Raw genomic sequence first — 24,256 nt, forward strand, 5'->3', positions numbered from 1 at the left:
TCGATATATTAAAAAATGTTTGTATTAACAATATGGAGTACATACAGTAACCATTATTCTTTTTCTATTTGTAAAAGACAAAAGTCAAATGATGCCTGCCTTACACTTACGCATTAACGAAAACTCTCTTTAGCCGTTTCCGCATCTTTCTCAAGTTGTTCCATAAGTGCCTCTTTAGACGCAAAACGCTTCTCATTGCGGATTTTATGCATGAATGCCACGCTTATGCGACAACCGTATATGTCTCCATTGAAATCAAAAATATGTACCTCGAGCGATTGCTCCGAACCATCGAACGTGGGTCGGGTGCCGATGTTCATCATGGCATGCTTTGTTTCTCTCCGGCCTTCCATCCTCACTTTCACGGAATATACCCCCGGAGCCGGTATTATTTTTAGCATGTTCTCCGGCTCGATATTTGCCGTGGGAAACCCCAGTTCTCTGCCAATACGATGCCCTCCGACCACTTTTCCCGAGAAGAAATAAGGATATCCGAGACACTGCTCTGCCATTTCTATCTCGCCTTCGCCAAGTAACGAACGTATGACAGACGAACTGACATCTATCCCATGTAGCCGGAAAGACTGCGACGGCAATACCTCGATACCCATTTCTCTGCCATGACGCACATAGTCATCGAAGCCTTCACTGCGGTTATGTCCGAAGCGGTTGTCGTAGCCAATGACAAGAACCTTGACCCCGAGCAGTTCTTTCAGAATCTTTTTCATGAAATCGTATGCCGTAAGTCGTGCCATTTCTTCACTGAACGGCAACACCACACACTGCTCTATACCGGTTTTTGAAAGCAGTTTTGCTTTCTCATTGTTTGTAGAAAGCAACCGGGGGTTATATTCGCTGCCAAGTACCCGGCGCGGGTGACAATCGAAAGTAATTACCATAGAAGCCAAGGAATGTTTCTCTGCCTCTCTCACCACACTCTCAATAAGAAATCTATGACCGCGATGTACCCCGTCGAAGAACCCTATCGTGGCTACACTGGGGCGTTTACATTGATAGTCATCGGTAAGTATTATCTGCTCCATTCCAACACCTTTATTAACAAAAACTCACAGTTCTTCAATCCACAGCAATCCTTCCGGGTCGTGCATAGTCCGTATGCCGACACTTTCCGCCGCCGCACAATTAGCAGCCGAATCGTCAATGAACAGCGTCTCACCGGCTTTTATTCCTGCGTCATTAAGCATCTTGATGAATATCTCACGGTCTGGTTTTACCATTCCCATTTCGTATGACAGGAAGATATGTTCAAAAAAGTCGTTTATGCCGAGAGATCCGAAGTGGAAGAATTCCTCCACAGAGCGTTGCCAATGTATAACATTAGTGTTGCTGAGCAGGAATATGCGGTATTGTTCTTTCAATTCCACTATCCTCCGTAGTTTCTCTCGAGGTATTCCCGTGAGCAATTCGCCCCATGCCCACGCAATCTTCTCATCGGCAGCATTGCATCTTGGCGACTTTCTGCGCACCTCGTCGCAGAACTCCGGTACACCGATGCGTCCCACCTCAAGTTCGTGAAACAAGTCTTCCTGACGGCATTCGTCAACATATCCCGACATTTCATTTGCCCCGATACTGTCAAATGCGGCAATGCAACGGTTTTTGTCAAGTCCCACGAGTACCGTACCGAAATCGAACACGAGGTTTCGTATATTTTTATTCTTCATAACTTACATGGTGCTCTTTACGATACGTTTTGCCATTCTCCACAATTCGCCTACCCACAAGACAACCGATGTGGCAGATATTACGATAGCCCATTCCTGCCAACTCATGCCGTCTGTGCGGAACATTTTTCCACCGAACTCCACTATGAGCCACTGTCCTGCCACGATGGACAGCAGAACTACGAGCAGTCCGCGGTCGCGATGCAAGTATCTGAAAGCACTGTGATTGCTGCCGAGCGTTTTGGCATTGAGCAGATTCCACACTTGAAGCATGACGAAAGTTGTAAAAAAGAGTGTCAACTCGTGCTGCAGAATACCCGTATCGGCATCATTGTGCAGGCAGTGCCACAACATAGCAAAGAGCATTGCAAAAAACGTCATCCCGCAGAACACTATCCCGTTAATTAAAGGACGCGACAGAATGAAATCGTTCTGCGGACGTGGTTTTTCTGCCATTACCTCGCGCGACGGTGGCAGTGAGGCAAGTGCCATTGCCGCGAAAGTATCCATTATGAGGTTAACCCAAAGTATCTGCGTTACGGTAAGCGGCAGTTCGGTACCAATTATCGAGCCGGCAAGCACCAAGAGCAACGCCGTTACGTTTACCACCAACTGGAAGAAAAGGAAACGTTGTATGTTTTTGTAAAGCGAGCGTCCCCACATCACGGCGTGCGTTATGCTTCGGAACGAGTCGTCGAGCAGTGTCATGTCACTCGCCCGCTTTGCCACACCGGTGCCCGACCCGAGCGAAAGACCGACGTGAGCATAATGCAGTGCCGGCGCATCGTTTGTCCCGTCGCCCGTAACAGCCACCACATGTCCTCTTTTCTGCAGCATCTGCACCAATCGTTGCTTGTCTTGCGGTCGTGCCCTGCTTATCACTCTCAGTTTCTCAACCCTTTGCAGAGCCTCCTCATCATTGAGCGCGGCAAACTCCGCACCTGTGATATGGAAACCTTCTGTGGGTTCTATACCTATCTGTCTCGCAATCTCTATCGCCGTCCCGGATATGTCTCCGGTAACGATTTTCACGTCAATTCCTGCACCGTGACATTGTGCCACGGCATCCGGCACATCTTCGCGCACGGGATCTTCGAGTGCCGCTATTGCTTGAAGTCGCAGTCCGTGCAATTCTACATTTATCCTGTCGCCCCCGACGGGCTTTGCCGCCAATGCCAGCGTTCGCATTGCTCTCCCCTGCTTCTCGCGCAGAAAATCTTCGGCACGGCGGCGTTCGGTGTCTGTAATATCGCACATCTGCATTACAATTTCCGGCGCACCTTTCACCAACAGCCATGTACGTCCCGCAACATTTGCTGCCGTTGCCATCATTTTACGTTCGGTAGAGAATGGCATGACATCGGTTATCACAGCCTCGCGACGTACTTTTTCGCAGTCGGCTCCCTCCCCGCCAATCCACTCTATGAGCGCGATTTCAGTGGGGTTTCCCACCCCGGCGTATGCCGTGGTGTTGATTGCTATTGCCGTTGTCAGCGGTATGTCTTTCAGAAAGTCGTCATCATTAATACGAAGCATGTCTTTCACGCTCATCCGGTTCTGTGTCAGCGTACCTGTCTTGTCGGTACATATTACGTTTACCGCCCCCATCGTCTCGCATGCATGCAACTTTCTAACAAGGTTGTTGCTCTTCAGCATTCGTCTCATGTTAAGAGCCAATGCCAGAGTCACGGCCATGGGCAGTCCCTCCGGCACAGACATTACGATAAGCGTTACGGCCATCATAAAATATTTCAGCACCGTCTCTGCCATCCCGATGTAATCGTAAGAGTGCCACAAGGCAGTATTTGTTATTATGTCATGAACAAGGAAGATAACGAATGCAGAACCCGCTATGGTAAAACCAACCTTGCTGATTAGTTTTGCCAGACGGTCGAGTTGTCTGTTCAGCGGAGTTTTTATGCCCGTGTCCTCACTACTGCTGCGTGCCACATTGCCAATCTCTGTGCGGTCTCCCACGGCGGTAACCAAATATTCTCCACTGCCGTTCATCACCATCGTCGAGCGCAGCAGCAAATTCTGCGGATATGCTCCATCCCTCTCTCCGTATTTTTCCATGTCGGCATGCTTGGTTGTCAGCGGTTCTCCGGTAAGCGACGACTCGTCAATCTGCAAATCGGACGATGCAACAAGTGTTCCGTCGGCAGGAATTTCGTCACCGGTCTCAACAAGAACGATGTCTCCCACCACCACTTCGCGTCTCGCTATGCTCATTACCTGTCCGGCACGGCGTACCTTAACCGGTTGTTCTTCGCCAAGCGATGTCAGTGCCTCGAATTTTCTTGCGGCATCGGATTCAAAGTAGAATCCTATTGTTGTGGCAAGGAATATTGCAATAAAGATACCTATGGTCTCCATGAATTTTCCATCGAAGAAAGCAAGTGCCAAAGATATTGTTGCCGCAACGAGCAATATTTTGATTATCGGATCATTGTATTTCTCAATGTACAATCGCCACATCGAGGTTTTCTGCGGCGGTGTGAGAATGTTGTCTCCATGTAGGTTGCGACTTTCGTTCACTTCTTTTTCGCCGAGTCCCTCATGTTTGAACGGAATGTTGCTTTTTTCTATTCCCATAAAATAAGATTCATAAAGTATATAATCAGAGTGCAAAATTACTAATTTTTAGTCACGCCCGATTCCACAATATTCTTTTTTACACTTATTTAGCAATATATCCCCCAGATTTCCTTGTTTTGTAACCGTTTTACTTTGAATTATTCCTCCGGTTCCGGATAAACGGTTGGAAAAGCCATGACAGTTTTGTATCCTCAACCGCATATCCATCAAGTACAGCGGACTTGTCGTTATCAAAAGAACAGTAAAATTACGATACAGATATAATGTTCATTAAGAAATGATTTAATTGGAATATACAATGAAAAAGCTACTGAATAGGGGCAATGCTCCACAAGTTCGATTAAAGCCCGTCGTCACTTGAACCACCAACTTCATTAGGTTGTGGTGTAGGCCTTGTTGTTTTCTTCTTGGGTTTGGCGATTGTCTACTCTATAAAGATAACTCCAACTTGCCCAATGGCACTTCCTAAGATTATATAGGAATAATTGCTTTTTTGTCTTTGGGATATACTATTATCATTATCGGAAATGCGGTTAGAATGGCTATTAAGGCACCTTTGAGCCAAGGGTATATATCGATATTTACAAACGGAATAATCAAGCCAAGTACGAAATAATGCACAAATGCCGAGATACAGCTTGTTTTATCTAATTTCTGTAAAATCATTGGGATTATATCAATTATTCCTGCTACAAATCCGATTGTAGCTCCAAATAAAAGTTCTTTCATTATTTTTTGTAATTAATAGTTATATCAGAGAACACATACCTAATCTTCTCTGCCGTGTTTTCGTTCAAATAAATTCTTTGCCAACCTTTCGGGTAGTCAGGCGGAGGCTTCACACATACAGTTATAAAAACATCCCACGCCACAGTCTTGGGATTGAAAATGCGGAGTGTGGTCCATGTCTTTTTATTCTTTTTTCTTCGGTAATTTATGTGAGGCTTGTTCTATCTTTTCTCGTCCCTTACAACCTTGCGCTCCAATTTTTTGATGTCTTCCGCAGGTGGCAATTCTTCTGGTTTGATGCCACGGTTTCCCAACATGGCACGCACACTCTGATTGTTCTGAATATGCTCACGAGTAATAGATGGTTCTCCGTGCAGGTCTTTGTTTTCCACATTGTACGTGGCAAGATTCTTTGCAGCGATGGTTAGGGTGGGCAGAAAGTCTGCCAACGGTCTATTGGATTTCACGCCCAGCCGTTTTTTCATATCTTCCGTAGTATGCCCTCCGAAAAGAGCCGTGTCGCCTTTGGAGCGTATTCGTCCAAACCCCTTGTCATCGACACCGCGTTCATATATATTCTGCGACAATTGTTTTTCCGCTGCTCTCAATTTGTCTCGTGTTTCCAAGCGAGAAAGCAAGTTTAGTCGCTCTTCTATCAGCTCAGCCCTCCGTGTTTGAACGGCAAAATAACTTTGTGCAAAGGCAATCTCTTCTTTCTTCGGGTTTCCGTTTTGAGCAATGAGATAACAAGCGTAACGAGTAAGCATAAAATCAGAAATTTCACGCTTGGCACCACTACCCAATTCTACCATTTTCGTGGCCTCACGAAAATGGTCATCTACGTTAACTACCTGCGACTTACACGAGGCAACTGCCCGATGTATCGCAATGAGAAAATTCTCCCAGCGAGCATAGCCCAATATAGTTTGCAACTCGCGTGCAAACCAAACTTCGATTTGTTCTTTAGCATCATCACTCTCAATATAACGGACAATACTGTCAAATGATGATTTATACTGCAATATACTGTTCTTGTCCATTGTTTTTTGGTTTTATAGATTCTAAATATTCCGAATAATATTTATCTCGCAGTTTTTGCTTTTCTTTCTCGCTTATAGTTCCTTGTTTACCCTCACTCTCATCTATCATTCCTCGCCACTCAAGTGCAAACCACGATTGCATTAATACACGAGTTAGAGATAAAAACTCACGTAATGGGTTATTTGCCATAATTCAATAGAGTTTCCTCCTTTGTCTTCTCTCCTGAAATCGGAGGATTTCGCTCACGGTTTTCTTGAAAGAATAACGCAAATGTACTTGATTTATTGCGAAAAGATACCGAGCGATTGCGAGATTGTTCAGTATTTTTCAGGCGACCATTCGGCAGATTCTTTCTGTGTGATTGCCAAACGGCAAGAAAATGTCTCTTGCAAATGTTTTATCTCCAATAGTTACAGTAGTCAGTTGATGTCAGAGAGCCAATAGAGGATTTTTCCTGCAATTTTGAGTGTAGGGTATAATACCATCGTCCCGTGAGGTAGATTTTTCCACCGAATAGCGGACGATACGTTTGGCAATCTACTGAATGCGTATGCGGACTTCTCGAATGTGGGTGAGAACATTTACCTTGAAGCAAATCTGCGGTAAATGCTCCGTTGCTATCAGAATTTATGGCATATTTTTTATTGTAGTCTTATCACGAACCGGAGTAATTATTGCAAATGTCTTTAATCACAAGTCCTGCAAGGGTGAACCCGAAAATTGCCGTAATATGGGCAACGCTGCCGTTAATCTGTGCTTTGCGGAAAGTGTCGGTCTCTATGGCACACGCAGCATTGTTGCCGAGGTTTGGCAACAACTCATCGCTATAAACACATAGAAATTTGCGCACGGGATACTGTCCGGAGTTTTTGAAACGCTTGCGCAATGCTCGTGCCAAAGGGCAACCCTCCACCTTCCAAAACTCGGAAACGCGAATACGTGCAGGATCCATCTTCAGTGCAGCCCCCATGGAGGAGAACAGCGTGGCACGGCTCTCGCATACCTTATTTATTAATAGAGCCTTGTCCTTGAGCGAATCAATGGCATCGATGACATAGTCGTAATCGTCAAAACGGAACTCGGACTGTGTTTCTTTACAGAATATCTGTTGGCGGACTGATATGTCGGCATAAGGATTTATGGAAAGGAGTCTATCGCGAAGAGCCTCTACCTTGGGGCGACCAACGGTAAGAGCGGTTGCCATCAACTGACGGTTGATGTTGGAGACGCGCACGTTATCGCTGTCAACTATGGTGATGCGAGTTATCCCCGAACGCACGAGGCTCTCGGCACACCATGAGCCGACACCGCCCACACCGAGAATAATTACCCTGCGGATGTTAATCAAGTCTGTAGCATCATCGCCGACTAGAAGTCGTATGCGTGCGAGGAAATCGTTATCGTAATTCATTTCGACTGCAAAGATACGCAGAAGATGTGAAAGGAACAATAAATGTAGCATATATGTAGCCACCTGACACTTGATTTCGCTTGCAAAACATGCTACCTTTGCAAATGCAAACAGGAATACGCGGTTGCGGCTCGAGACACAACAACGTACGACAGAATGCAAACCGCGCGGTAAAAACAGTGATAAAAAATTAATTGACAAGCAATTTAAAAAAAGAAAGGAAAAAAGATGGCAGTATTCTATAAACTTTATCAGGATAATCGCAAGAACAGCAAAAAGAAAGGCGCATGGTATGGCAGAGCGAAGCACATAGACACCGTGACAACCGAGCAACTCGCAGAGGAGATGCAGGAGAACTGTACCGTGAAACGTGCCGACATATTGGCGGTAATCTCCGAACTGGTTACAACCATGCAGAAGAAACTACAACAGAGCATGGCAGTGAAGATAGACCGACTCGGGACGTTCAAAATAGGCATAAACACTTCGGCTGCCGAGAATGTGAAAGATTTCAGCGTTCAGAAAAACCTGAAAGGCACACACCTCTTGTTTCAGCCGGAGACAAAGATTGACAAAAACGGCTACCGCCGGCGTGCAATGCTTACCGGAGTGAGCGTGAAAGAGTTGCCGAAGAACGATGTGAAAACAGAAGGAAAAGAAGACGAAACAGTAACACCTTAATGGCAAAAAGTATGAACAAGGAATCATGGAAGATTATTCTTAAAGTGATTGTAGCCGTGGCAACAGCGTTGCTCGGAGTATTCGGAGCCAATGCCGCAATGGGGATATTTTAGGTAGTTTCAGCGGTGCAGGTTTCCCCCAATGACCTGCCAACGCACAATAATCATGCCCTCGCACCCTACCGGAATAAATCTCCGCTATCGGTGCGAGGGCATTTTCCGTATTTCAGACGATGAAATAATAATGATATTTTTCCATTTTTTATTTGTATGATTAGAAATAATTTGTATCTTTGCAGCATGAAAACTTTTCCAAAACGGGAAACTTTTTGTTTGTCAAAAAGAAAAAAGTTTTCCAAAACAGAAAACTTGTGATGATACACAAAGGTAATAAGAGCCTGTTAAAACAATAAAAAAACAAATAAAATAATGATGGAAAGCAAACTTTTCTCTATTACCAAACGCGATGGACAAAAGGTTCGTTTCTCGTTAGACAAAATAATGAATGCCATCATAAAGGCGTTCGAGTCTGTGAAAGAACCCGTTGATTTAACGATACTTAGCAAAGTTCTCGCACATCTTGACATCCATGAAGACATAAAGGTGGAGGAAATTCAGAACCAAGTGGAAGAGTCGCTGATGAAAGAAGGTTACTACCATGTGGCAAAATCGTTCATGCTCTATCGTCAGCGTCACACGGAGGATCGCGAGACAATGGAGAAGTTGAACTTTTTGGTTGACTACTGCCATGCAGAGAACGCCGCCACCGGTTCAAAGTATGATGCCAATGCCAACGTTGAACACAAGAACATCGCAACACTTATAGGCGAACTACCGAAAGCAAGTTTCATACGACTTAACCGCCGCCTTCTTACCGATCGTATAAAGAAAATGTATGGCAAGGAACTCGCCAATCGTTACATCGAAATGCTCAACAGCCATTTCATATACAAGAACGACGAGACAAGTCTCGCAAATTATTGTGCCAGCATAACGATGTATCCGTGGCTCATAGGCGGCACGGCTTCCATCGGCGGCAACTCCACCGCACCGACAAACCTGAAATCGTTCTGCGGAGGATTCGCAAACATGGTGTTCATGGTAAGTTCGATGCTAAGCGGAGCATGCGCCACACCCGAATTTCTGATGTATATGAACTATTTCATCGGCAAAGAATACGGCACGGACTATTGGCAGAATACCGATAAAGTGGTTGACCTGAGCATTAAACAGAGGACAATAGACAAGGTAATAACAGACTGTTTCGAGCAGATAGTATATACCTTGAACCAACCTACCGGGGCACGCAACTACCAAGCGGTGTTCTGGAATGTGGCATACTATGACAAATTCTATTTTCAAAGTCTCTTCGGCGAGTTCCATTTTCCCGACGGCAGCCAGCCCGACTGGAACGGACTGTCATGGCTACAGAAACGATTTATGAAATGGTTCAACAAGGAACGTACCAAGGCCGTGCTGACATTCCCCGTGGAAACAATGGCCCTGCTTACAAAAGACGGAGACTGCATGGACAAAGAATGGGCAGATTTCGCCTCGGAGATGTATGCCGAAGGACATTCGTTCTTCACTTATATGAGCGATAATGCCGACTCGCTAAGTTCGTGCTGTCGTCTGCGCAACGAGATACAAGACAACGGATTCAGTTACACACTCGGCGCAGGAGGAGTATCTACCGGTTCGAAGAGCGTTTTGACCATAAATCTCAACCGCTGCATACAATATGCCACTAATAACAAAATAGTATATACCGAGTTCTTGAGCGACATTATAGACTTATGCCACAAAGTACAAATAGCATATAACGAAAACCTGAAAGAACTTCAAAAATCGGGAATGTTGCCGTTGTTCGATGCGGGTTACATAAACATCAGTCGGCAATATCTTACCATAGGAGTAAACGGATTGGTTGAGGCTGCCGAGTTCCTCGGGATAAAGATTAGCGACAATCCGGAATACCTGCGCTATGTGCAGACGGTACTCGGACTTGTGGAAAAATACAACAAACAATACCAAACGAAAGATCTGCTATTCAACTGTGAGATGATACCGGCAGAAAACGTGGGTGTTAAACACTCGAAATGGGATCGCGAGGACGGTTATCTCGTGCCACGCGACTGCTACAACAGTTATTTCTATATAGTGGAAGACGACTCACTCAACATCATAGACAAGTTCAAGATGCACGGTGCTCCATACATAGAACATCTGACAGGAGGCTCGGCTCTGCACATGAACCTTGAAGAACATCTCACACAACAGCAATATCGCAACTTGTTGCGAGTGGCGGCAAAGGAGGGATGCAACTATTTCACATTCAACATACCGAACACGATATGCAACGAGTGCGGAACGATAGACAAACGGCATCTTAAAGAGTGCCCAAACTGCCACAGCCGAAACGTGGATTACATGACACGCATCATCGGATACCTCAAGCGAGTAAGCAATTTCAGCGAACCGCGGCAACAGGAAGCAACACGACGCTTCTACTATGAGGCAGCACCGAAAGAACTCGCCGAGACTTGAAAACATCTCACTAAATGCTGAAATATGTTAATACCGGCGTGGTCTTTCAGGAGATACCTGACGAGACCACGCTTTCAATAAACATCTCAGGTTGCCCGAATAGATGCCCCGGCTGTCACAGCCGCTATCTGTGGGCGGATACGGGGACAATACTCGACACTGACGCAATAGACACTTTCGTAGAGGAATATCGAAACGATTTCACGTGTATATGCTTCATGGGAGGAGATAACGACCCGGCAGAAGTGGAACGGCTCGCATTGTATGTACACCAGCGATACCCACAGTTGAAAGTTGGCTGGTACAGCGGCAAACAGTATTTCCCACACCATATAGACCGCAACTCTTTCGACTATTTCAAACTCGGACCGTACATCGCACATTTAGGATGCCTTAAAGACCGCAATACAAACCAACGCATGTACCAAAAGACTGCTCACAATTGTTTTGAAGACATAACCGCACGTTTCTGGGAAACGGAATAATTTTTCGGTCAATTATTGCAGTAATAATTGGTCTAACTGTATTATATTCATATTTTTAAGTTATTGCTGTCCAGTAAAACTTACATTGCATAGAAATCCTTGCGGAATTGTCTTTATATAGGTAATTCCGCTTTCATTTTTGAAATCCAAGCCCCCTAATCAAATAAATCAAGTTCTTTTGGTGGTGCATTTGCTTTTTCTGCCATTATGATGAGTTCATCATTCTGTGGATTTTCCATAAATGAGATGAAATCGGTGTAGTACATCAGTGTAAGCCTTAGCATGGTTACCAATTGCGAGAAAGATACATGCCTTTTTATCATTCCGGCAATAACAGTACAGAGTAGATTGGCAATGAGTACTACCCATGTCTGTATCTGTATAGCATTTACACTGTCACCATAGAAGAAATGCAGGAGAAAGTTCTGCTTAAGCTGCTTATAAAGAGACTCAACAGCCAATCTGCGCTTGTAAATCTCCTCAAGGTCTTTTACATCAAGTTCAAAGTTGTTGGTCAATAGGACAACTGACTTATGTGAGTTATTACTCCACAGTTCCACTCGTCTTGCCTCGTGTTTTATCTCTCCCCTCTCAAAGAGAATCTTCTTGTCTATATGTGTAACCGGCCCGTCAGGACTTACATAGGCTACTGAGGATAGCTCCTTATACGTGAGATTCTTCTTCATCTTAGCCACATGGCATACTCCTTCCTCTGTAAGTCGATGGAACTGTGCATAATCAACGTATGCCCTGTCCATTGTAAGGGTTGCATCTTTTGGAAGATGTACTTCTTTAAGTAGATAATGATCATGCTTGGCTGCAGAGGTGAGCTGTACAACCATAGGAACACAAACATGATACTTCATGAGCGTATGAACCTTCATACCGCCTTTCTTCTTGCCACTCTTAGGATGTCTGCCTACTCCTTTGAGGATATTGTCAAAAAGAGTAATCGTGGTTGAATCCATCATATACAGAAGTTTCTCCCATGTCTTCTGTTCACCTTTTGGGCGGCTGTCCGCTAAAAAAGCAATATAACGCTCTAACAGGTACGCATAAACGCTTGCAAAGAACTCTTGTGGGCAACGCCTATTGGCTTCAGCAAGCGTACTACGGCGAGCAACATAGGCGATACCAAGGTGATGCAGTTTATTTACTTCAGCCTTCATACCAATCTCCACTTCCCGCAGAGAATCAAAGTGTTTAAGAATGCCAAAGAGCATTATAACAAGATGAGTCCACCCGTCAAGACGCTTAACATAAGCCTCACTTCGGTGTGTTTCAAGGCTAATTTGCTTATTATTTTGCTTATCGAGTAATTTTATTACCTGATTATAGACCGGCTGTCCGATAAAATGTGTACTTTTACCCATGTTATTGAAGTTTGGTAGCAAAAACAAAGGTAAAAAAAAGGGCTGAAATCCGAGAGAGGATTTTAGCCCTTAACTTTTATATAACAAAAATGTTTGCTGGACAGCAATAGTAATAAATAAAGGACATTCGAGAAGTTTTCAGCCTACCAAATGCCCATTACGCCTAAAAAACAAACAACTCCAGTCGTAATTACTGATGATCAAATATCAATTTTGTGTTTGAAACGATTTTTACAAAGGTTTAACCCAAATCGGTCATTAGACCGCATTTGCTTAGATTTACTATTGCCGTTACGCTTCCCAACTGCTTTAGCCCGCTTGCTGACATCTGCGCAGCCATTACATCTCGACGTAGCCCGCTACGCCTTCGATGAAACGGCTGCACATCTGCTCAACAACAATCGAACAAAATCGGTTGAGGGTTCTAATGACCGATTTGGGTTTAATAATATAAGTCTTCCTGCAGGGCATATATGTCATAACAATGCAGAATGGTAAAGAGACTGCCACACGCAAGTTACTCGTAAAATAAAACAAATTTAGTAAGCGTACATTTTGAAATAAACCCCAAAAGTTTTTATGTAACTTTTGGGTTTATTTCAAATATGATTGTCCTGTCATTAACAGACAAGGAAAGGATTATCAATTCCTTACTTTCAAAACAGTATCGCCTATTTTTACAACATAGACACCACGTCCTGAAGGGGTCACGATAATGTTACGCTGTCCGGAATTGTCAGCATACACCTGTGTACCATCAACGGCATACACAATGATTTCATTACATTGTGGATTGGCAATTATTAATGCACGGTCTGAAACTGTCACATTCGGTTTCTCACAAAGCATGTTGTCGTTAACAGATGAAACTTCATTGGTAACCCTTTCAAGATTTGAGTATGCGCTTTCTCTATATTTGGCACCGCCGGACTTGTTTCCATCTTTAGACTTAACCGCATTTACCTTGTGATAAATAGGGGAAACAAAAACTTTAACCGGAAGTTGTACATCGATTGATGTGTTCTCATGCCAACGAGCGAAGAAGAACGGCTCCATGAGCGACTCTCCCTTCTTGTAATTCTGCGTTATCTTTAGGTCGTCCATATACAGGTTTCCCGGAGCTTTCACTGCATAAATTCCTATCTTTGTACGTTTTGTTCCCTTTGTGAGATTGACGTTAAATGTTTTCCACTCGGCTGCAACCCCTTTAGGATAAATAAGTTCGCTCTGAACGTAGTCGCCTATTGCCTCGTCATAGTTGAAAAGAGCCACTGCACACTCTGTCTGGGTAGGTATTGGATTTCCGTCCTCATCATACAAGTTGGCTATCTCACCATAAAGTTTTATACTCAAATTAAATTTGCCATCATCTTTAGACATGTCAAGTTCCGGAGAAATAAGTCCTGCATCACCCTGACCGTTCATATACTGCCAACCGTCAACACAGATATAATCGGTGTAAGGCATATAATTAGAGCCTTTCCAACCAGCCTGGCTCAAGTCTGCGAGATAAAGTTCGCTATAAACATTATAGGAGGGATTTTCTATGGTAAGTCCCGTGAGTTCTCCGTTGGCATCTCGAACTCCATCGAAATTCTCGTCTGTAACCACAAATTCCCCGTCAGCCTCTGCCGTACGTACATTGTATGCACAGTAATTGTACCTTTCGGCAGAAGGCACATTATTCCACTCGGCAGTGTACTTGGCTTGCTTCACCTCACTTGTCGGACTGAGTACAGGAGCCTCAAGGTCAAACACCTCTACCGGCAAAGTCTCTATACTTTCATGTGTTCCCTTCACTGCACGCAATGTGTAATAATAAGTCTCTCCGGAGGTTATTCCTTCAACGACAAATGATGTGCCTGTAACCTTTTTGTCTTTCAACAGATAATTCGGTTGCTTGGCTTCGTTAAGCGAATATACATTGAGAAGATAACTTTCTGCTCCGTTAACGGCTTCCCAATTAGCAGTAAAAGTGCTACCTGTATAATTGTTATGAGGCAATGTGACGGGTGTATTGACATACTGATCTATCTGGTAAACCCTTATGTCGTCTATGTAAATCTGAGATGTGGGTTTCTGAACAAAATTGAACATGGTGCTGGGACCGGTTCCTTTGAACATAACCTCGTAAGTTTGCCACTCGTCTGTAATCTGTGGAATTTCCACAGGTCCCATAAATTCCCAACCTGTGGGCGACATGTTTTTTGTTTCCGCAGCCTCAACAAGCAATCCTGTAGCCGTACCCGTGAGTGTGCGAGCCTTAAACTGCAAGAATGCGATGCGACAGCGTCCACTAACATCAATCAGTGGTGTGTTGAGTTGTGCTCCTTCTTCATTGTCGGCATCCATAAACAGACATCCTCCGGCAGGATAGGCATAGTGCGAGCCCCAGTTAGGCAACGTTGTGTACTCCGGCTTGACATTCCACCAATATACTCCACCCGGCACATATTCGTTTATTTGTGTGTCACGGTCGGGAGACTCTATTGAACCTGTTGACATTTTCGAGAAGTCCTCATACATTATCTCAACTACCGTTCCATAAAGGTTCTCTGCCTTTCTGGGAACCTTTATCAAACGTGCATTATCCATGAGGTTAGTTTTCTGTGCATTATTAAGGGCAAAAGCATCTTCATAATTATTCCGAATGGTCATTTGTACGTTCTGACTGCGTGACACAAGCCCCTCAGAAGTCTCGGACTTCGCTGTGCCAAGCGTAAACGAACCTTGTCCGAAAGCAACTGCCGACATGCCGGCAGCAATGGCAAATAATGTAAATCTGTTCATCATCAGATAAAATATTTTTGTTATAAAATTTGTATTTATGATTTATTCTCTATTATAAAAGTGCAGATAACACCTAACAGAGAAAAAGACAAAAATCCTTTGAAGCCGTTTATTATAGCTTCAAAGGATTCATAGTGTTTTTATTTTGCAACACACATCTTGGTTATGTAAACTCGACCCTTGCGGTCTGTAACCTTAATGACATACGCACCTTGTCGCAGATACGCGTTTACGGTTGTTGTGCCTTCTGAAACATTATTGTTGAGCACCATACGTCCCATAAGGTCGTAAACTGCAACAGAGGCTGCATCAATACCACCAAAATTAATTGTTGCACCATCATAACTAATGCCACCACCAATCACAACGTCTCTTACACCAGTTGATATTTCATCCACCGCAAGATGAAGAACCGGTAAGCACGGATTACCAAAGCCATTACCTTCTTCAGCCTCTTGTGTATTGTTGTTGTCATAAAGAATCGTACGATATTCATCTGCATCCCAGTTATCATTGTATATTTTGAAGAATGCAGGGAATAGTTCCTGATATTTCTGACTTTTCTTGAGCACAGTAACAACAAGATTTTTCGTATTGTCGTAATCAAACGGTTCGTTAAAATTGAACACCAACATATTGTTTTCGCCCGCCATGAGCCCCAACTTGCCTTCATATACCTTTGTTTGGTTAACAAGAGGTTCCCACTCAACATTTTGTTTGTCATAAGCGGCTTTATCGCTCATTCCTAAATACAAAATCACATCAAACTCAATATCTTGAAGTGGTGTACTACTTTCGGCATTTCCGTTATACTCAAATGCCAAACGATATATCTTATTCACACCGCTCAATTCCGAAGCCTTGTAAATTGACTGTGAATGGCTGTAAATCTTAGTGAATGAAACAGGGATGCGAGTATATACCCCAGAGTTTTCTCCGGTAATTTCCTTGTTAAACGGTTTCGTTCCTGCCGGTTCGACATAAACTTTGATTGTCTCCGACACGTTATTGTCGGCATATTGGTCACCTTCAAGTATCACAACACCGGCCAATTGGATTTCGCCCTCTACATCGGAAGTAACATTTACAGTCACATCTGTCTCTGCTTGTGGTTCGATAGTATTATTAACTGTGGTCTCACCTAAAACAACATGGTTATTAGCATCAAAACGCGCTACTTGCACCTTGTAAGAATTTACCGCATTACCACCCATATTCTTAACCTTTACAGTATATTCACTTGGGGTGTCTTTAACTGCAACCGAATTCCCTTTAACCGACATGGCAGCGAGATCTTTAGCAAACACTTCCTCTATAGATGCACTTGCAATTGTAATATCATCATAAACCGGCGAATCAAAATAATGGTAGGAAACATTGTAATCTCCGTCGCTCTCCGGAGTAAAGAATGCCTCAAACTCGAAAGTCTCACCGTATTTGAAATGTTGGAATTTATCCCATTTCTTCAATTCTATATTTTGTGCTTCAGCAGTGGCTCCCCTACCGGCAGTAATACTGAATGTTTGAGCTCTGTCGGGATCCAGATCTGTGGTGCAATGATTAAAAAATACTTTGAATGTTACCTTATATGTCTTCCCTGCTTTCAATTTCAGTGCAGGAGAAATTGCATAATCATCATTACCACTTTCAGAAGAACTCAAATACAATCCCCATGGCTCCATGTAATCTTTATAAAAGAATATCCGTCCGTCGCCATTCGCATCGATCTTTTCCCATTGGTCGGCCTCAGCTTTTGTAGCAAACTCTGTGGAATAAGGAATCTCGTAGGCAGAACCTGCCATCACTGCCGGGCTCTCGGTTTCTAGTCCCTCTCCATCATTTGTATAGGCCCTAATCGTATAATAATACGACCCCATGCTGCCCAATTCATTGTCTGTAAACATTGTCTCGGTAATGCCAGTGGCAACATTTTTCTTATCAGGATAGCGTTTAATGTCATATTTCACATTTGTCTTGTCATACCAGCCGTCATTCTTTCCCAATGATGGCTGTTCCCATCTAAGGGTCAGAGACATGTTGTTGTTCTTTGTCAAAGTAACATTCTTAACTTGTCCTGGAACATCACGACCAGAAAATGCTCTCCAAGTCTCAGGCACACCTTTTTCTCCCATTACACGGCAAGGTACAATATAGTAAACGTGTACTCCTTGTCCGGCTCCATTGTCGGTCCATGACATATTGCCACCAACCGTCACATTTTCTGTAATAGTTGTCACGAGTTTGTCGTCCTCCATACCATCACGATAAATGAGAATTTCTGCAAGTTCGGCAAGAGGCTGCTTGTTCCATGCCGTGACGGGGTTTTTCCATTTCAGCGTAACAATTCCGTTATCATCGAATTCAGATGATATTTCCGTGACACGACTGGCAGCTTCAAAAGAATCTGGTTTATATCCGGGAATATACAAACCCGTAACAATGTCTGCGAATCCTACTCGACCTTTGCTTTCCATCTCACCAGTCAAAGTATCTACCATACACAAATATTGTTTACCCTCGTTATTGGATGCAACAATCCACAAGTCGCCGGTTGATACGTCAAAGTAAATTGAATTCTGGAAATAAATTTTAAAGTCCGAACCGTCTTTCTTGAGTCTTACGACTTTATCCTCTTTATATCCATCGTTGGGATTAAGCGTTACAAGACGTGCTCCATTCACTTGATCATCAGAACCGGCATTCCAACGAACAGCCCACAACGTTCCATAAGCATCATATGCAATGGAAAAATAATATTTGTCAAGTGCTGCCAATTGTGTGTATTCACCGGTTTCGGGATCGATTTCACCTAATGTTGATGTAATCGAGCCATCACGATTCCTAGCCAAGCCCATTAGTTTTCCTGTTGTCGGATTGGTGTACATTGCCTCTATGAAATCCCAGTCGTCTTGCATATCCGACATGTCTTTCTTTGTTACCCATGTACCCTTTTCCAAATCAATTGAGGCAAATGCCTTTACATAATTAATACCAAAGTCATAACGATAATAAAAGTATCCTAGATATTCACCATTGTGGTAAGTTCCGCCGGACATTGTCCATCTGCGATGTTCATCCTCCTCCCGCGATTTTATTAGACCTGTCTTTTTTAATTCACTTGTATTGTTTGAGTAAAAATACACAAAACCAGGGTCATTATTATAATCGGTCACTGTCGTGGCCCACATCTTGACGCCCAAGTCTTTATCGTCATTGAGTCCTTCTCGCACCACATTATTTGCAAGCGCATTCTTAACTGTCGGTGCACGGTCGGGGAAGCGGTCAGTCCTGCCCCCCCTTAAACCATTATCGGCATTTGCGAGCGACATGCACATTAACATGCAGCACGCCAGAAAAGTAGTTTTTCTTTTCATATCAAAAACATTTAAGTTAAACACATTTATATTATTGGATTTTTATGCTTATTTTATTATTACCTTTGAACTTTTTGAACCTTGCTTCTTGATGTATATGCCAGGACTGAGAGATTCTTTACCCACTTTCACACCCTCAAGAGTAAAATACTCAACCGGATATGTCAAGTCATTATCTACGCCAGAAATATTAGCGGTAACATCTACCGGAAGAACAAGTTTGAATGATCCTTTAAGATTTGCCCAGTACCATGTGTCCACAACATCAATAAATTTGATACACAAAGCCTCATTTGGAAACGTTATCACCTTACCGTTACATTTGCCGTACAGGTTCATTTCCTCTATCTCCTCCTTCGTTTTCGTACCCTCGGTAAGATATCTGTCTGCCCTGGACCAAAGTTGCATTGTCCCCGCATTGAAAACGAGACCGCAACCATATTCCATTTTATGAATCACAACCCGGTTTGGATCGGCAACATCAATCTCCATATAATAAGGATGACTGGTGTCATAGTTTTGCTCTGTGGAATATCTATAATTCAAACCATAAGGGTCAACAAGACGAAACAAGCGTGGATGTTCTGTGCTTTCCTGAACTTGAACTTCTGTGGTTACTACTTCCAGCCCCATGTCAACAGTACAATCGGCAAGATAACCCTCGGTATAAAATGCAGTACCAATATCTTTCCAACCTTCATGCAAATATGATAATTCCTTAGTTAAATATATTGCAGTTCGAACATTCCCCTTATAATAAGGCACAGCCACAAAAGTGAACACACCGTCTTTCTCGTATGGGAAAAGATGTTTCCCGCTCTTTGTCATCTCTGCAGATGTTACAGAGCCATTGACAATATTATCGGCCATGTTTTGATTATATTCACCCTCAAACATCGCAATCTTTATTTTCTCTACATCTTTACCTATCGTAAAATTAACTGAAATGAACGATTTGTCACCTTCATCAACCTTACCCTCCACAGCAGCCACGACATCAAGATCCGGCGTTCCGGGAAGTTTCAGGCGGAACTTGCTGTTGACATTAGCAATTTTATAACCTTTATCGCTAGGTACCGTGCCATCTAAAACAAGCAAAGTACGCGTAGGAAAAGTAATGATACCCTCCTTGAGAGTACCGCAAATTCCCTCTGCAATGGCAGCATTGAATTTACCTAAATCATAATAGTCGCCGGCCATGGAATTAACAATTATATTTCCGTTTCCCCAGTTCATACCAGTGTCATATCGACGGAAGAAAACATGATCAGGGTCAGTGGCGTCAACCTCCATGTAGGTATCGGTGTCAGGTGTTGCAGGACTCATCGGATAATTTTTGTAAGGCGTTACCAAACGATAAAGCCCCGGAGTGGACAAACTTTCTTCCATATCCACTTCAAACTCATAGTTATCCACCAAATATAAAGCGGTTACAATGTCATCACGGAACAATCCCTTGCCAAGAGGTTTCCACTCTCCTTCTCGGGCTTTCACTGCCTTTTGTTGAACAGCACAGACATACATGTCTGTTTCCGTCATAGGTTTTCTTACCGGTTTTTCTTGTGCGCCAACTGTTTGAAAAATGAAAACAGTCAACACGAGCATTAAATTTTTAAGTAAAAAATGATTCATTAGTATTACGAATTTAAATATAATTAATCTTGTTAACTCAATTTTAAGGCATGAGAATTTAAATCGTTTTATAAAACTCGGCGACAAATATATAAAATAAGAGATACTTTTACGGCCAAAAATATCTCTTTTCAATTTCTAATTCACGAAATCGTAACTAATTTGGAACAAAAACATACTTTTATTACTATTTCAAAAACTATCTGCACAGAGTACAACCGGAGCATTTGCTCAACTGTCCTCTGAAACGTTGCTCCACGAGATGGTGCAAGCGGTCGCGAAGTGGCTCGAGTTCCATCTTGTCAATTATTTCGTTTATAAAAGCGAGTTCGAGTAAGAGTTTCGCTTCTTTTAACGGAATACCACGCTGACGCATGTAGAACAATGCCGCATCGTTGAGTTGACCGACTGTGCTGCCATGGGCACATTTCACATCGTCGGCATAAATTTCCAGCATCGGCTGCGAGTACATTCTTGCTGTCTTCGATGCACACAGATTTTGGTTTGTCTCTTGAGATACGGTCTTCTGCGCACCATGCTCAACAAGTATCAATCCAGCGAATGCTCCCACGGCATTTTCATCGAGAACATATTTATATAGTTCGTTACTATTACAGTGGGCTACGCGATGATCTATGAGAGTATTGTTGTCAACATGCTGACTTTTGTCTGCAATTACACACCCGCAAAGGTTACACTCCGCTCCCTCACCGTTGAAAATGAGATCGGTACGGTTTCGCGTCACTCCGTTGTGCAACGTTATGACATTGTGATTTACTCTGCTGCCTGCCTTTTGATCGATATACACATTGCTGACGCGTACATTTCTTGCATGAGTTTCCTCAAGACAGTAGAACTCGAGATGTACATTTTCGGCAACGCTTGCCTCTACAACCTGTGTGGTAAGAAAATTGCTTTCATCGGCAGTATGGTCGCAGAATAGTAACTTAATCTCCGCATTTTCCTCCACCACTATCAACACACGGCGGTTTGTCATGACATTCATTGACGAAGATGACATTGCAGAAGGCGACTTGAGCATGTTTATAATTTGTATGGCACGCTCCACTTTTACACCTCGTGGCACATAAACGAAGAGCCCGTCTTGTGCAAGCATGGTGTTGAGTGCGGTTATTCCGTCATCGGCCGATTTTGCAATCTTACCATAATATTTTGCCACCAAATGGGGCTTCTCGGCAGCAACTTTTGACAAACTGTCAACTATCACTCCTTCAGGAAGATGATTCTTTGGCAATGCCTTGTCATAGAAACTGTCGTTCAGCACAAAATAGAGTGAAGTGCTTAAATTCGGGACATCGCAACGGAAAGTTTCATACGGATTGAGCGAAAAGTTTAAGCGTTTGAGGTTCAGTCCGTAGTCAGGTTCAAATAACAACGGAATATCTGTGTATTTATATCTCTCCACCTTTTTGGTTGGGAATCCCAAACGTTGAAAATCCCCGAAAGCCTCATCTCGCAGGTCATTCATGACACCCGTACTGTAAGCCTTTATAAGGTCGGCAGACTGCCTATATAGGTCTATGTATTGCTGTTCGCTTTTCATAATTGTCAATTCTTTATTTTCAATTGTCAATTATTCAATCTTCTCCCACTTCTTCCTTTATCCAGTCGTAGCCATGTTCCTGAATGGCACGAGCCAGTTCGGAGCCGGCGGTCTTCACTATCCGACCTTTATAAAGCACATGTACGAACTGTGGTCGAATCATTTCGAGCAGGCGGTCGTAGTGAGTTATCACAATACACGAGCTCTCGGGTGTCGCGAGTTTGTTTACCCCCTCTGCCACTATGCGCATGGCATCTACGTCGAGACCGGAGTCTGTCTCGTCAAGAATACTCATCTTTGGCTCGAGCATCGCCATTTGGAAAATCTCGTTGCGTTTCTTCTCACCACCGCTGAACCCCTCGTTTACCGAGCGGTTCGACAACTTCGAATCAAGATCCACCACCTTGCGTTTCTCCCTCATCATTTTCAGGAATTCGGCAGCATTGAGCGGCTCTTCACCGAGATACTTGCGTTTCTCGTTCACTGCGGCACGCATGAAATTGGTCATTGACACCCCCGGAATTTCCACAGGGTACTGGAACGATAGGAATATGCCCTCATGGGCACGGTCTTCGGGTTTCATCTCCAAAAGGTTCTTGCCATTGAAAATTGCCGAACCTTCTGTTACCTCGTACAATGGATTGCCCACGAGAACTGCGCTAAGCGTGGATTTCCCCGAACCGTTGGGACCCATTATGGCATGAGTCTCTCCGTCGTTTATAACGAGATCGACACCTCTTAATATTTCTTTTCCGCCGATACAGGCATGTAAGTTTCTAACCTCTAACATATTTTGATTTGTTATCTTTTCCTTGTTTGTGGCAACGACATATTAAGCAAAGCCTCTATGACTATTTCCACCAAGCGTATGTATCTTTTTTTATCCTACGGTTCCTTCAAGCGACACCGAGAGCAGTTTCTGAGCCTCCACGGCAAATTCCATCGGCAGTTTGTTGAGTACCTCTTTTGCATACCCGTTGACTATAAGCCCCACGGCCTGTTCCGTAGGGATGCCGCGCTGATTGCAATAGAAGAGTTGATCTTCCGATATTTTGCTCGTCGTGGCCTCGTGTTCGAAGATGGCAGTATCGTTATGCACATCCATGTAAGGGAACGTGTGCGCTCCACAGTCGCTACCCAACAGAAGCGAGTCGCACGAACTATAATTACGTGCATTCTCGGCTGTCGATGCCGCGCGTACCAAGCCACGGTATGAATTCTGCGAATGTCCCGCAGAAATACCTTTAGATATAATTGTTGATTTGGTATTACGTCCGAGGTGTATCATCTTCGTACCGGTATCCGCTTCCTGATAATTGTTGGTGACGGCGACACTGTAGAACTCGGCTTGCGAGTTATTACCCCGCAGTATGCACGACGGGTATTTCCATGTTATGGCACTCCCCGTTTCAACCTGCGTCCACGACAGTTTCGAACCTTCTCCGCGCAGATCACCGCGTTTTGTCACAAGATTGAGTACCCCTCCCTTGCCGTTCTCGTTGCCCGGATACCAATTCTGTACCGTCGAGTATTTAACTTCCGCACGATCATTAACAATTATCTCCACGATGGCGGCATGAAGTTGATTCTCATCGCGCATCGGGGCGGTACATCCCTCAAGATATGATACATAGGCATCATCGTCGGCAATAATCAGTGTGCGCTCAAACTGTCCGGTGTTTCGGGCATTTATTCGGAAATAACTGCTCAGTTCCATAGGCGAGCGCACTCCTTTAGGTATATATACGAATGAGCCGTCGCTGAATACCGCGCTGTTAAGAGCCGCAAAAAAATTGTCTCGATAAGGAACCACCGTTCCCAAATATTTCCTCACGAGGTCGGGATGTTGTTTCACTGCATCTCCTATCGAACAGAAGATAATTCCTTTTTCGGCAAGTTTCTCCTTGAAAGTGGTCTTTACCGACACCGAATCCATGATGGCATCTACGGCAGTACCGCTGAGAGCAAGTCTCTCTTCGAGCGGGATACCGAGTTTGTCGAACGTTTTCATCAGTTCCGGGTCTATGTCTTCTACCGTTGCCGGTCCCTCCTTTTTCGGTTTTGCCATGGGGTCGGCATAGTACGAAATAGCCTGATAGTCTATCGGCGGCAGATTCAGATGCCCCCATTCAGGCTGTTTCATCGTCTGCCAATGGCGGAAAGCTTTCAAGCGGAACTCCAGCATCCAATCCGGTTCGCCTTTCTTGGTCGAGATAAGGCGCACAACGTCTTCGTTAAGCCCCTTTTCGATAATATCAGTATGCACATCGGTGGTGAAGCCGAATTCATATTTCTGCTCCGCCACCTTGCGCACAAATTCATTCTTTCCTTTACTCACAAAGTATTA

18 protein-coding genes and 1 pseudogene are annotated in these 24,256 nt (G+C 43.8%); 5 read left to right on the top strand and 14 right to left on the bottom strand.

The genetic code is table 11. The features are described from left to right. Window positions 1-113: 113 nt before the first annotated feature. The 7 genes and pseudogenes from EII32_RS05205 to EII32_RS05235 all read right to left on the bottom strand — a co-directional run bounded on the left by EII32_RS05205 (window position 114) and on the right by EII32_RS05235 (window position 7,464). On the bottom strand, window positions 114-1,043 hold the full coding sequence (locus tag EII32_RS05205; protein ID WP_125234388.1) for a bifunctional riboflavin kinase/FAD synthetase: 930 nt from the start codon (window positions 1,041-1,043) through the stop codon (window positions 114-116). A gap of 24 nt (window positions 1,044-1,067) precedes the next feature. After that, window positions 1,068-1,685 (bottom strand): HAD family hydrolase, encoded by a 618-nt coding sequence (locus tag EII32_RS05210; RefSeq protein ID WP_125234389.1) that lies wholly within the window; start codon window positions 1,683-1,685, stop codon window positions 1,068-1,070. A 3-nt stretch (window positions 1,686-1,688) separates the two neighbouring features. Beyond that, complete coding sequence (locus tag EII32_RS05215) at window positions 1,689-4,280, bottom strand: calcium-translocating P-type ATPase, PMCA-type (protein ID WP_125234390.1); 2,592 nt, start codon at window positions 4,278-4,280, stop codon at window positions 1,689-1,691. Window positions 4,281-4,754: 474 nt separating this feature from the next. Then, window positions 4,755-5,012 carry a hypothetical protein gene (locus EII32_RS05220; RefSeq protein WP_125234391.1) on the bottom strand — a complete coding sequence of 86 codons (258 nt, stop codon included), beginning with the start codon at window positions 5,010-5,012 and terminating at the stop codon, window positions 4,755-4,757. 183 nt (window positions 5,013-5,195) lie between these two features. Continuing rightward, window positions 5,196-6,052: pseudogene (gene dinD / locus EII32_RS05225) on the bottom strand (DNA damage-inducible protein D). Continuing rightward, the gene (locus tag EII32_RS05230) at window positions 6,024-6,242 is read right to left on the bottom strand and encodes a hypothetical protein (protein WP_125234392.1); all 219 of its coding nucleotides are present in this window, start codon (window positions 6,240-6,242) and stop codon (window positions 6,024-6,026) included. Before EII32_RS05230 ends, dinD begins: the two are co-directional and overlap by 29 nt. Window positions 6,243-6,708: 466 nt before the next feature. Further along, window positions 6,709-7,464, bottom strand: a complete 756-nt coding sequence (locus EII32_RS05235; protein WP_125234393.1) for a ThiF family adenylyltransferase — start codon at window positions 7,462-7,464, stop codon at window positions 6,709-6,711. A 228-nt stretch (window positions 7,465-7,692) separates the two neighbouring features. Between EII32_RS05235 and EII32_RS05240 the strand changes: the two genes are divergently transcribed. The 4 genes from EII32_RS05240 to nrdG all read left to right on the top strand — a co-directional run bounded on the left by EII32_RS05240 (window position 7,693) and on the right by nrdG (window position 11,176). Then, window positions 7,693-8,145, top strand: a complete 453-nt coding sequence (locus EII32_RS05240; protein ID WP_125234394.1) for an HU family DNA-binding protein — start codon at window positions 7,693-7,695, stop codon at window positions 8,143-8,145. Window positions 8,146-8,156: 11 nt separating this feature from the next. Then, window positions 8,157-8,258: a smalltalk protein gene (locus EII32_RS12090; RefSeq protein ID WP_158611131.1), complete on the top strand. Its 102-nt coding sequence runs from the start codon at window positions 8,157-8,159 to the stop codon at window positions 8,256-8,258. Window positions 8,259-8,576: 318 nt separating this feature from the next. Beyond that, complete coding sequence (gene nrdD, locus EII32_RS05245; RefSeq protein ID WP_125234424.1) at window positions 8,577-10,691, top strand: anaerobic ribonucleoside-triphosphate reductase; 2,115 nt, start codon at window positions 8,577-8,579, stop codon at window positions 10,689-10,691. Between the two features lie 14 nt (window positions 10,692-10,705). After that, the gene (gene nrdG, locus EII32_RS05250) at window positions 10,706-11,176 is read left to right on the top strand and encodes an anaerobic ribonucleoside-triphosphate reductase activating protein (protein WP_125234395.1); all 471 of its coding nucleotides are present in this window, start codon (window positions 10,706-10,708) and stop codon (window positions 11,174-11,176) included. Window positions 11,177-11,331: 155 nt separating this feature from the next. Here nrdG and EII32_RS05255 read toward each other — a convergent pair whose 3' ends face one another. Continuing rightward, window positions 11,332-12,549, bottom strand: a complete 1,218-nt coding sequence (locus EII32_RS05255; RefSeq protein WP_125234396.1) for an IS4 family transposase — start codon at window positions 12,547-12,549, stop codon at window positions 11,332-11,334. Between the two features lie 219 nt (window positions 12,550-12,768). Between EII32_RS05255 and EII32_RS05260 the strand changes: the two genes are divergently transcribed. Next, a complete protein-coding gene (locus EII32_RS05260) occupies window positions 12,769-13,047 on the top strand; it encodes a hypothetical protein (RefSeq protein WP_125234397.1) in 279 nt (92 codons plus the stop codon). Window positions 13,048-13,191: 144 nt separating this feature from the next. On the opposite strand, the gene EII32_RS05265 is transcribed toward EII32_RS05260, so the two are convergent. The 6 genes from EII32_RS05265 to sufB form a co-directional block, all read right to left on the bottom strand. Further along, on the bottom strand, window positions 13,192-15,342 hold the full coding sequence (locus EII32_RS05265) for a fibronectin type III domain-containing protein (protein ID WP_233582309.1): 2,151 nt from the start codon (window positions 15,340-15,342) through the stop codon (window positions 13,192-13,194). A 137-nt stretch (window positions 15,343-15,479) separates the two neighbouring features. Beyond that, window positions 15,480-18,713: a T9SS type A sorting domain-containing protein gene (locus EII32_RS05270; protein WP_125234398.1), complete on the bottom strand. Its 3,234-nt coding sequence runs from the start codon at window positions 18,711-18,713 to the stop codon at window positions 15,480-15,482. 48 nt (window positions 18,714-18,761) lie between these two features. Then, entirely contained in the window at window positions 18,762-20,252 is a 1,491-nt protein-coding gene (locus EII32_RS05275; protein WP_125234399.1) for a hypothetical protein, read from the bottom strand. Between the two features lie 292 nt (window positions 20,253-20,544). Further along, on the bottom strand, window positions 20,545-21,909 hold the full coding sequence (gene sufD / locus EII32_RS05280) for a Fe-S cluster assembly protein SufD (protein WP_125234400.1): 1,365 nt from the start codon (window positions 21,907-21,909) through the stop codon (window positions 20,545-20,547). Between the two features lie 34 nt (window positions 21,910-21,943). Beyond that, on the bottom strand, window positions 21,944-22,699 hold the full coding sequence (gene sufC, locus EII32_RS05285; RefSeq protein ID WP_125234401.1) for a Fe-S cluster assembly ATPase SufC: 756 nt from the start codon (window positions 22,697-22,699) through the stop codon (window positions 21,944-21,946). A 90-nt stretch (window positions 22,700-22,789) separates the two neighbouring features. After that, the gene (sufB, locus tag EII32_RS05290; protein ID WP_125234402.1) at window positions 22,790-24,247 is read right to left on the bottom strand and encodes a Fe-S cluster assembly protein SufB; all 1,458 of its coding nucleotides are present in this window, start codon (window positions 24,245-24,247) and stop codon (window positions 22,790-22,792) included. Between the last annotated feature and the right edge of the window lie 9 nt (window positions 24,248-24,256).

Source organism: Prevotella sp. OH937_COT-195 (assembly GCF_003932845.1).
Classification (GTDB): domain Bacteria; phylum Bacteroidota; class Bacteroidia; order Bacteroidales; family Bacteroidaceae; genus Prevotella.

Bases quoted from the DNA above. Each gene is read 5' to 3' on its own strand.
- sufC (WP_125234401.1), bottom strand. From the start codon at position 22,699: ATGTTAGAGGTTAGAAACTTACATGCCTGTATCGGCGGAAAAGAAATA.
- EII32_RS12090 (WP_158611131.1), top strand. From the start codon at position 8,157: ATGAACAAGGAATCATGGAAGATTATTCTTAAAGTGATTGTAGCCGTG.
- EII32_RS05230 (WP_125234392.1), bottom strand. From the start codon at position 6,242: ATGGCAAATAACCCATTACGTGAGTTTTTATCTCTAACTCGTGTATTA.
- EII32_RS05210 (WP_125234389.1), bottom strand. From the start codon at position 1,685: ATGAAGAATAAAAATATACGAAACCTCGTGTTCGATTTCGGTACGGTA.
- EII32_RS05205 (WP_125234388.1), bottom strand. From the start codon at position 1,043: ATGGAGCAGATAATACTTACCGATGACTATCAATGTAAACGCCCCAGT.
- EII32_RS05215 (WP_125234390.1), bottom strand. From the start codon at position 4,280: ATGGGAATAGAAAAAAGCAACATTCCGTTCAAACATGAGGGACTCGGC.
- EII32_RS05265 (WP_233582309.1), bottom strand. From the start codon at position 15,342: ATGATGAACAGATTTACATTATTTGCCATTGCTGCCGGCATGTCGGCA.
- EII32_RS05220 (WP_125234391.1), bottom strand. From the start codon at position 5,012: ATGAAAGAACTTTTATTTGGAGCTACAATCGGATTTGTAGCAGGAATA.
- sufD (WP_125234400.1), bottom strand. From the start codon at position 21,909: ATGAAAAGCGAACAGCAATACATAGACCTATATAGGCAGTCTGCCGAC.
- nrdD (WP_125234424.1), top strand. From the start codon at position 8,577: ATGGAAAGCAAACTTTTCTCTATTACCAAACGCGATGGACAAAAGGTT.
- EII32_RS05275 (WP_125234399.1), bottom strand. From the start codon at position 20,252: ATGACGGAAACAGACATGTATGTCTGTGCTGTTCAACAAAAGGCAGTG.
- nrdG (WP_125234395.1), top strand. From the start codon at position 10,706: ATGCTGAAATATGTTAATACCGGCGTGGTCTTTCAGGAGATACCTGAC.
- EII32_RS05240 (WP_125234394.1), top strand. From the start codon at position 7,693: ATGGCAGTATTCTATAAACTTTATCAGGATAATCGCAAGAACAGCAAA.
- EII32_RS05270 (WP_125234398.1), bottom strand. From the start codon at position 18,713: ATGAAAAGAAAAACTACTTTTCTGGCGTGCTGCATGTTAATGTGCATG.
- EII32_RS05235 (WP_125234393.1), bottom strand. From the start codon at position 7,464: ATGAATTACGATAACGATTTCCTCGCACGCATACGACTTCTAGTCGGC.
- EII32_RS05255 (WP_125234396.1), bottom strand. From the start codon at position 12,549: ATGGGTAAAAGTACACATTTTATCGGACAGCCGGTCTATAATCAGGTA.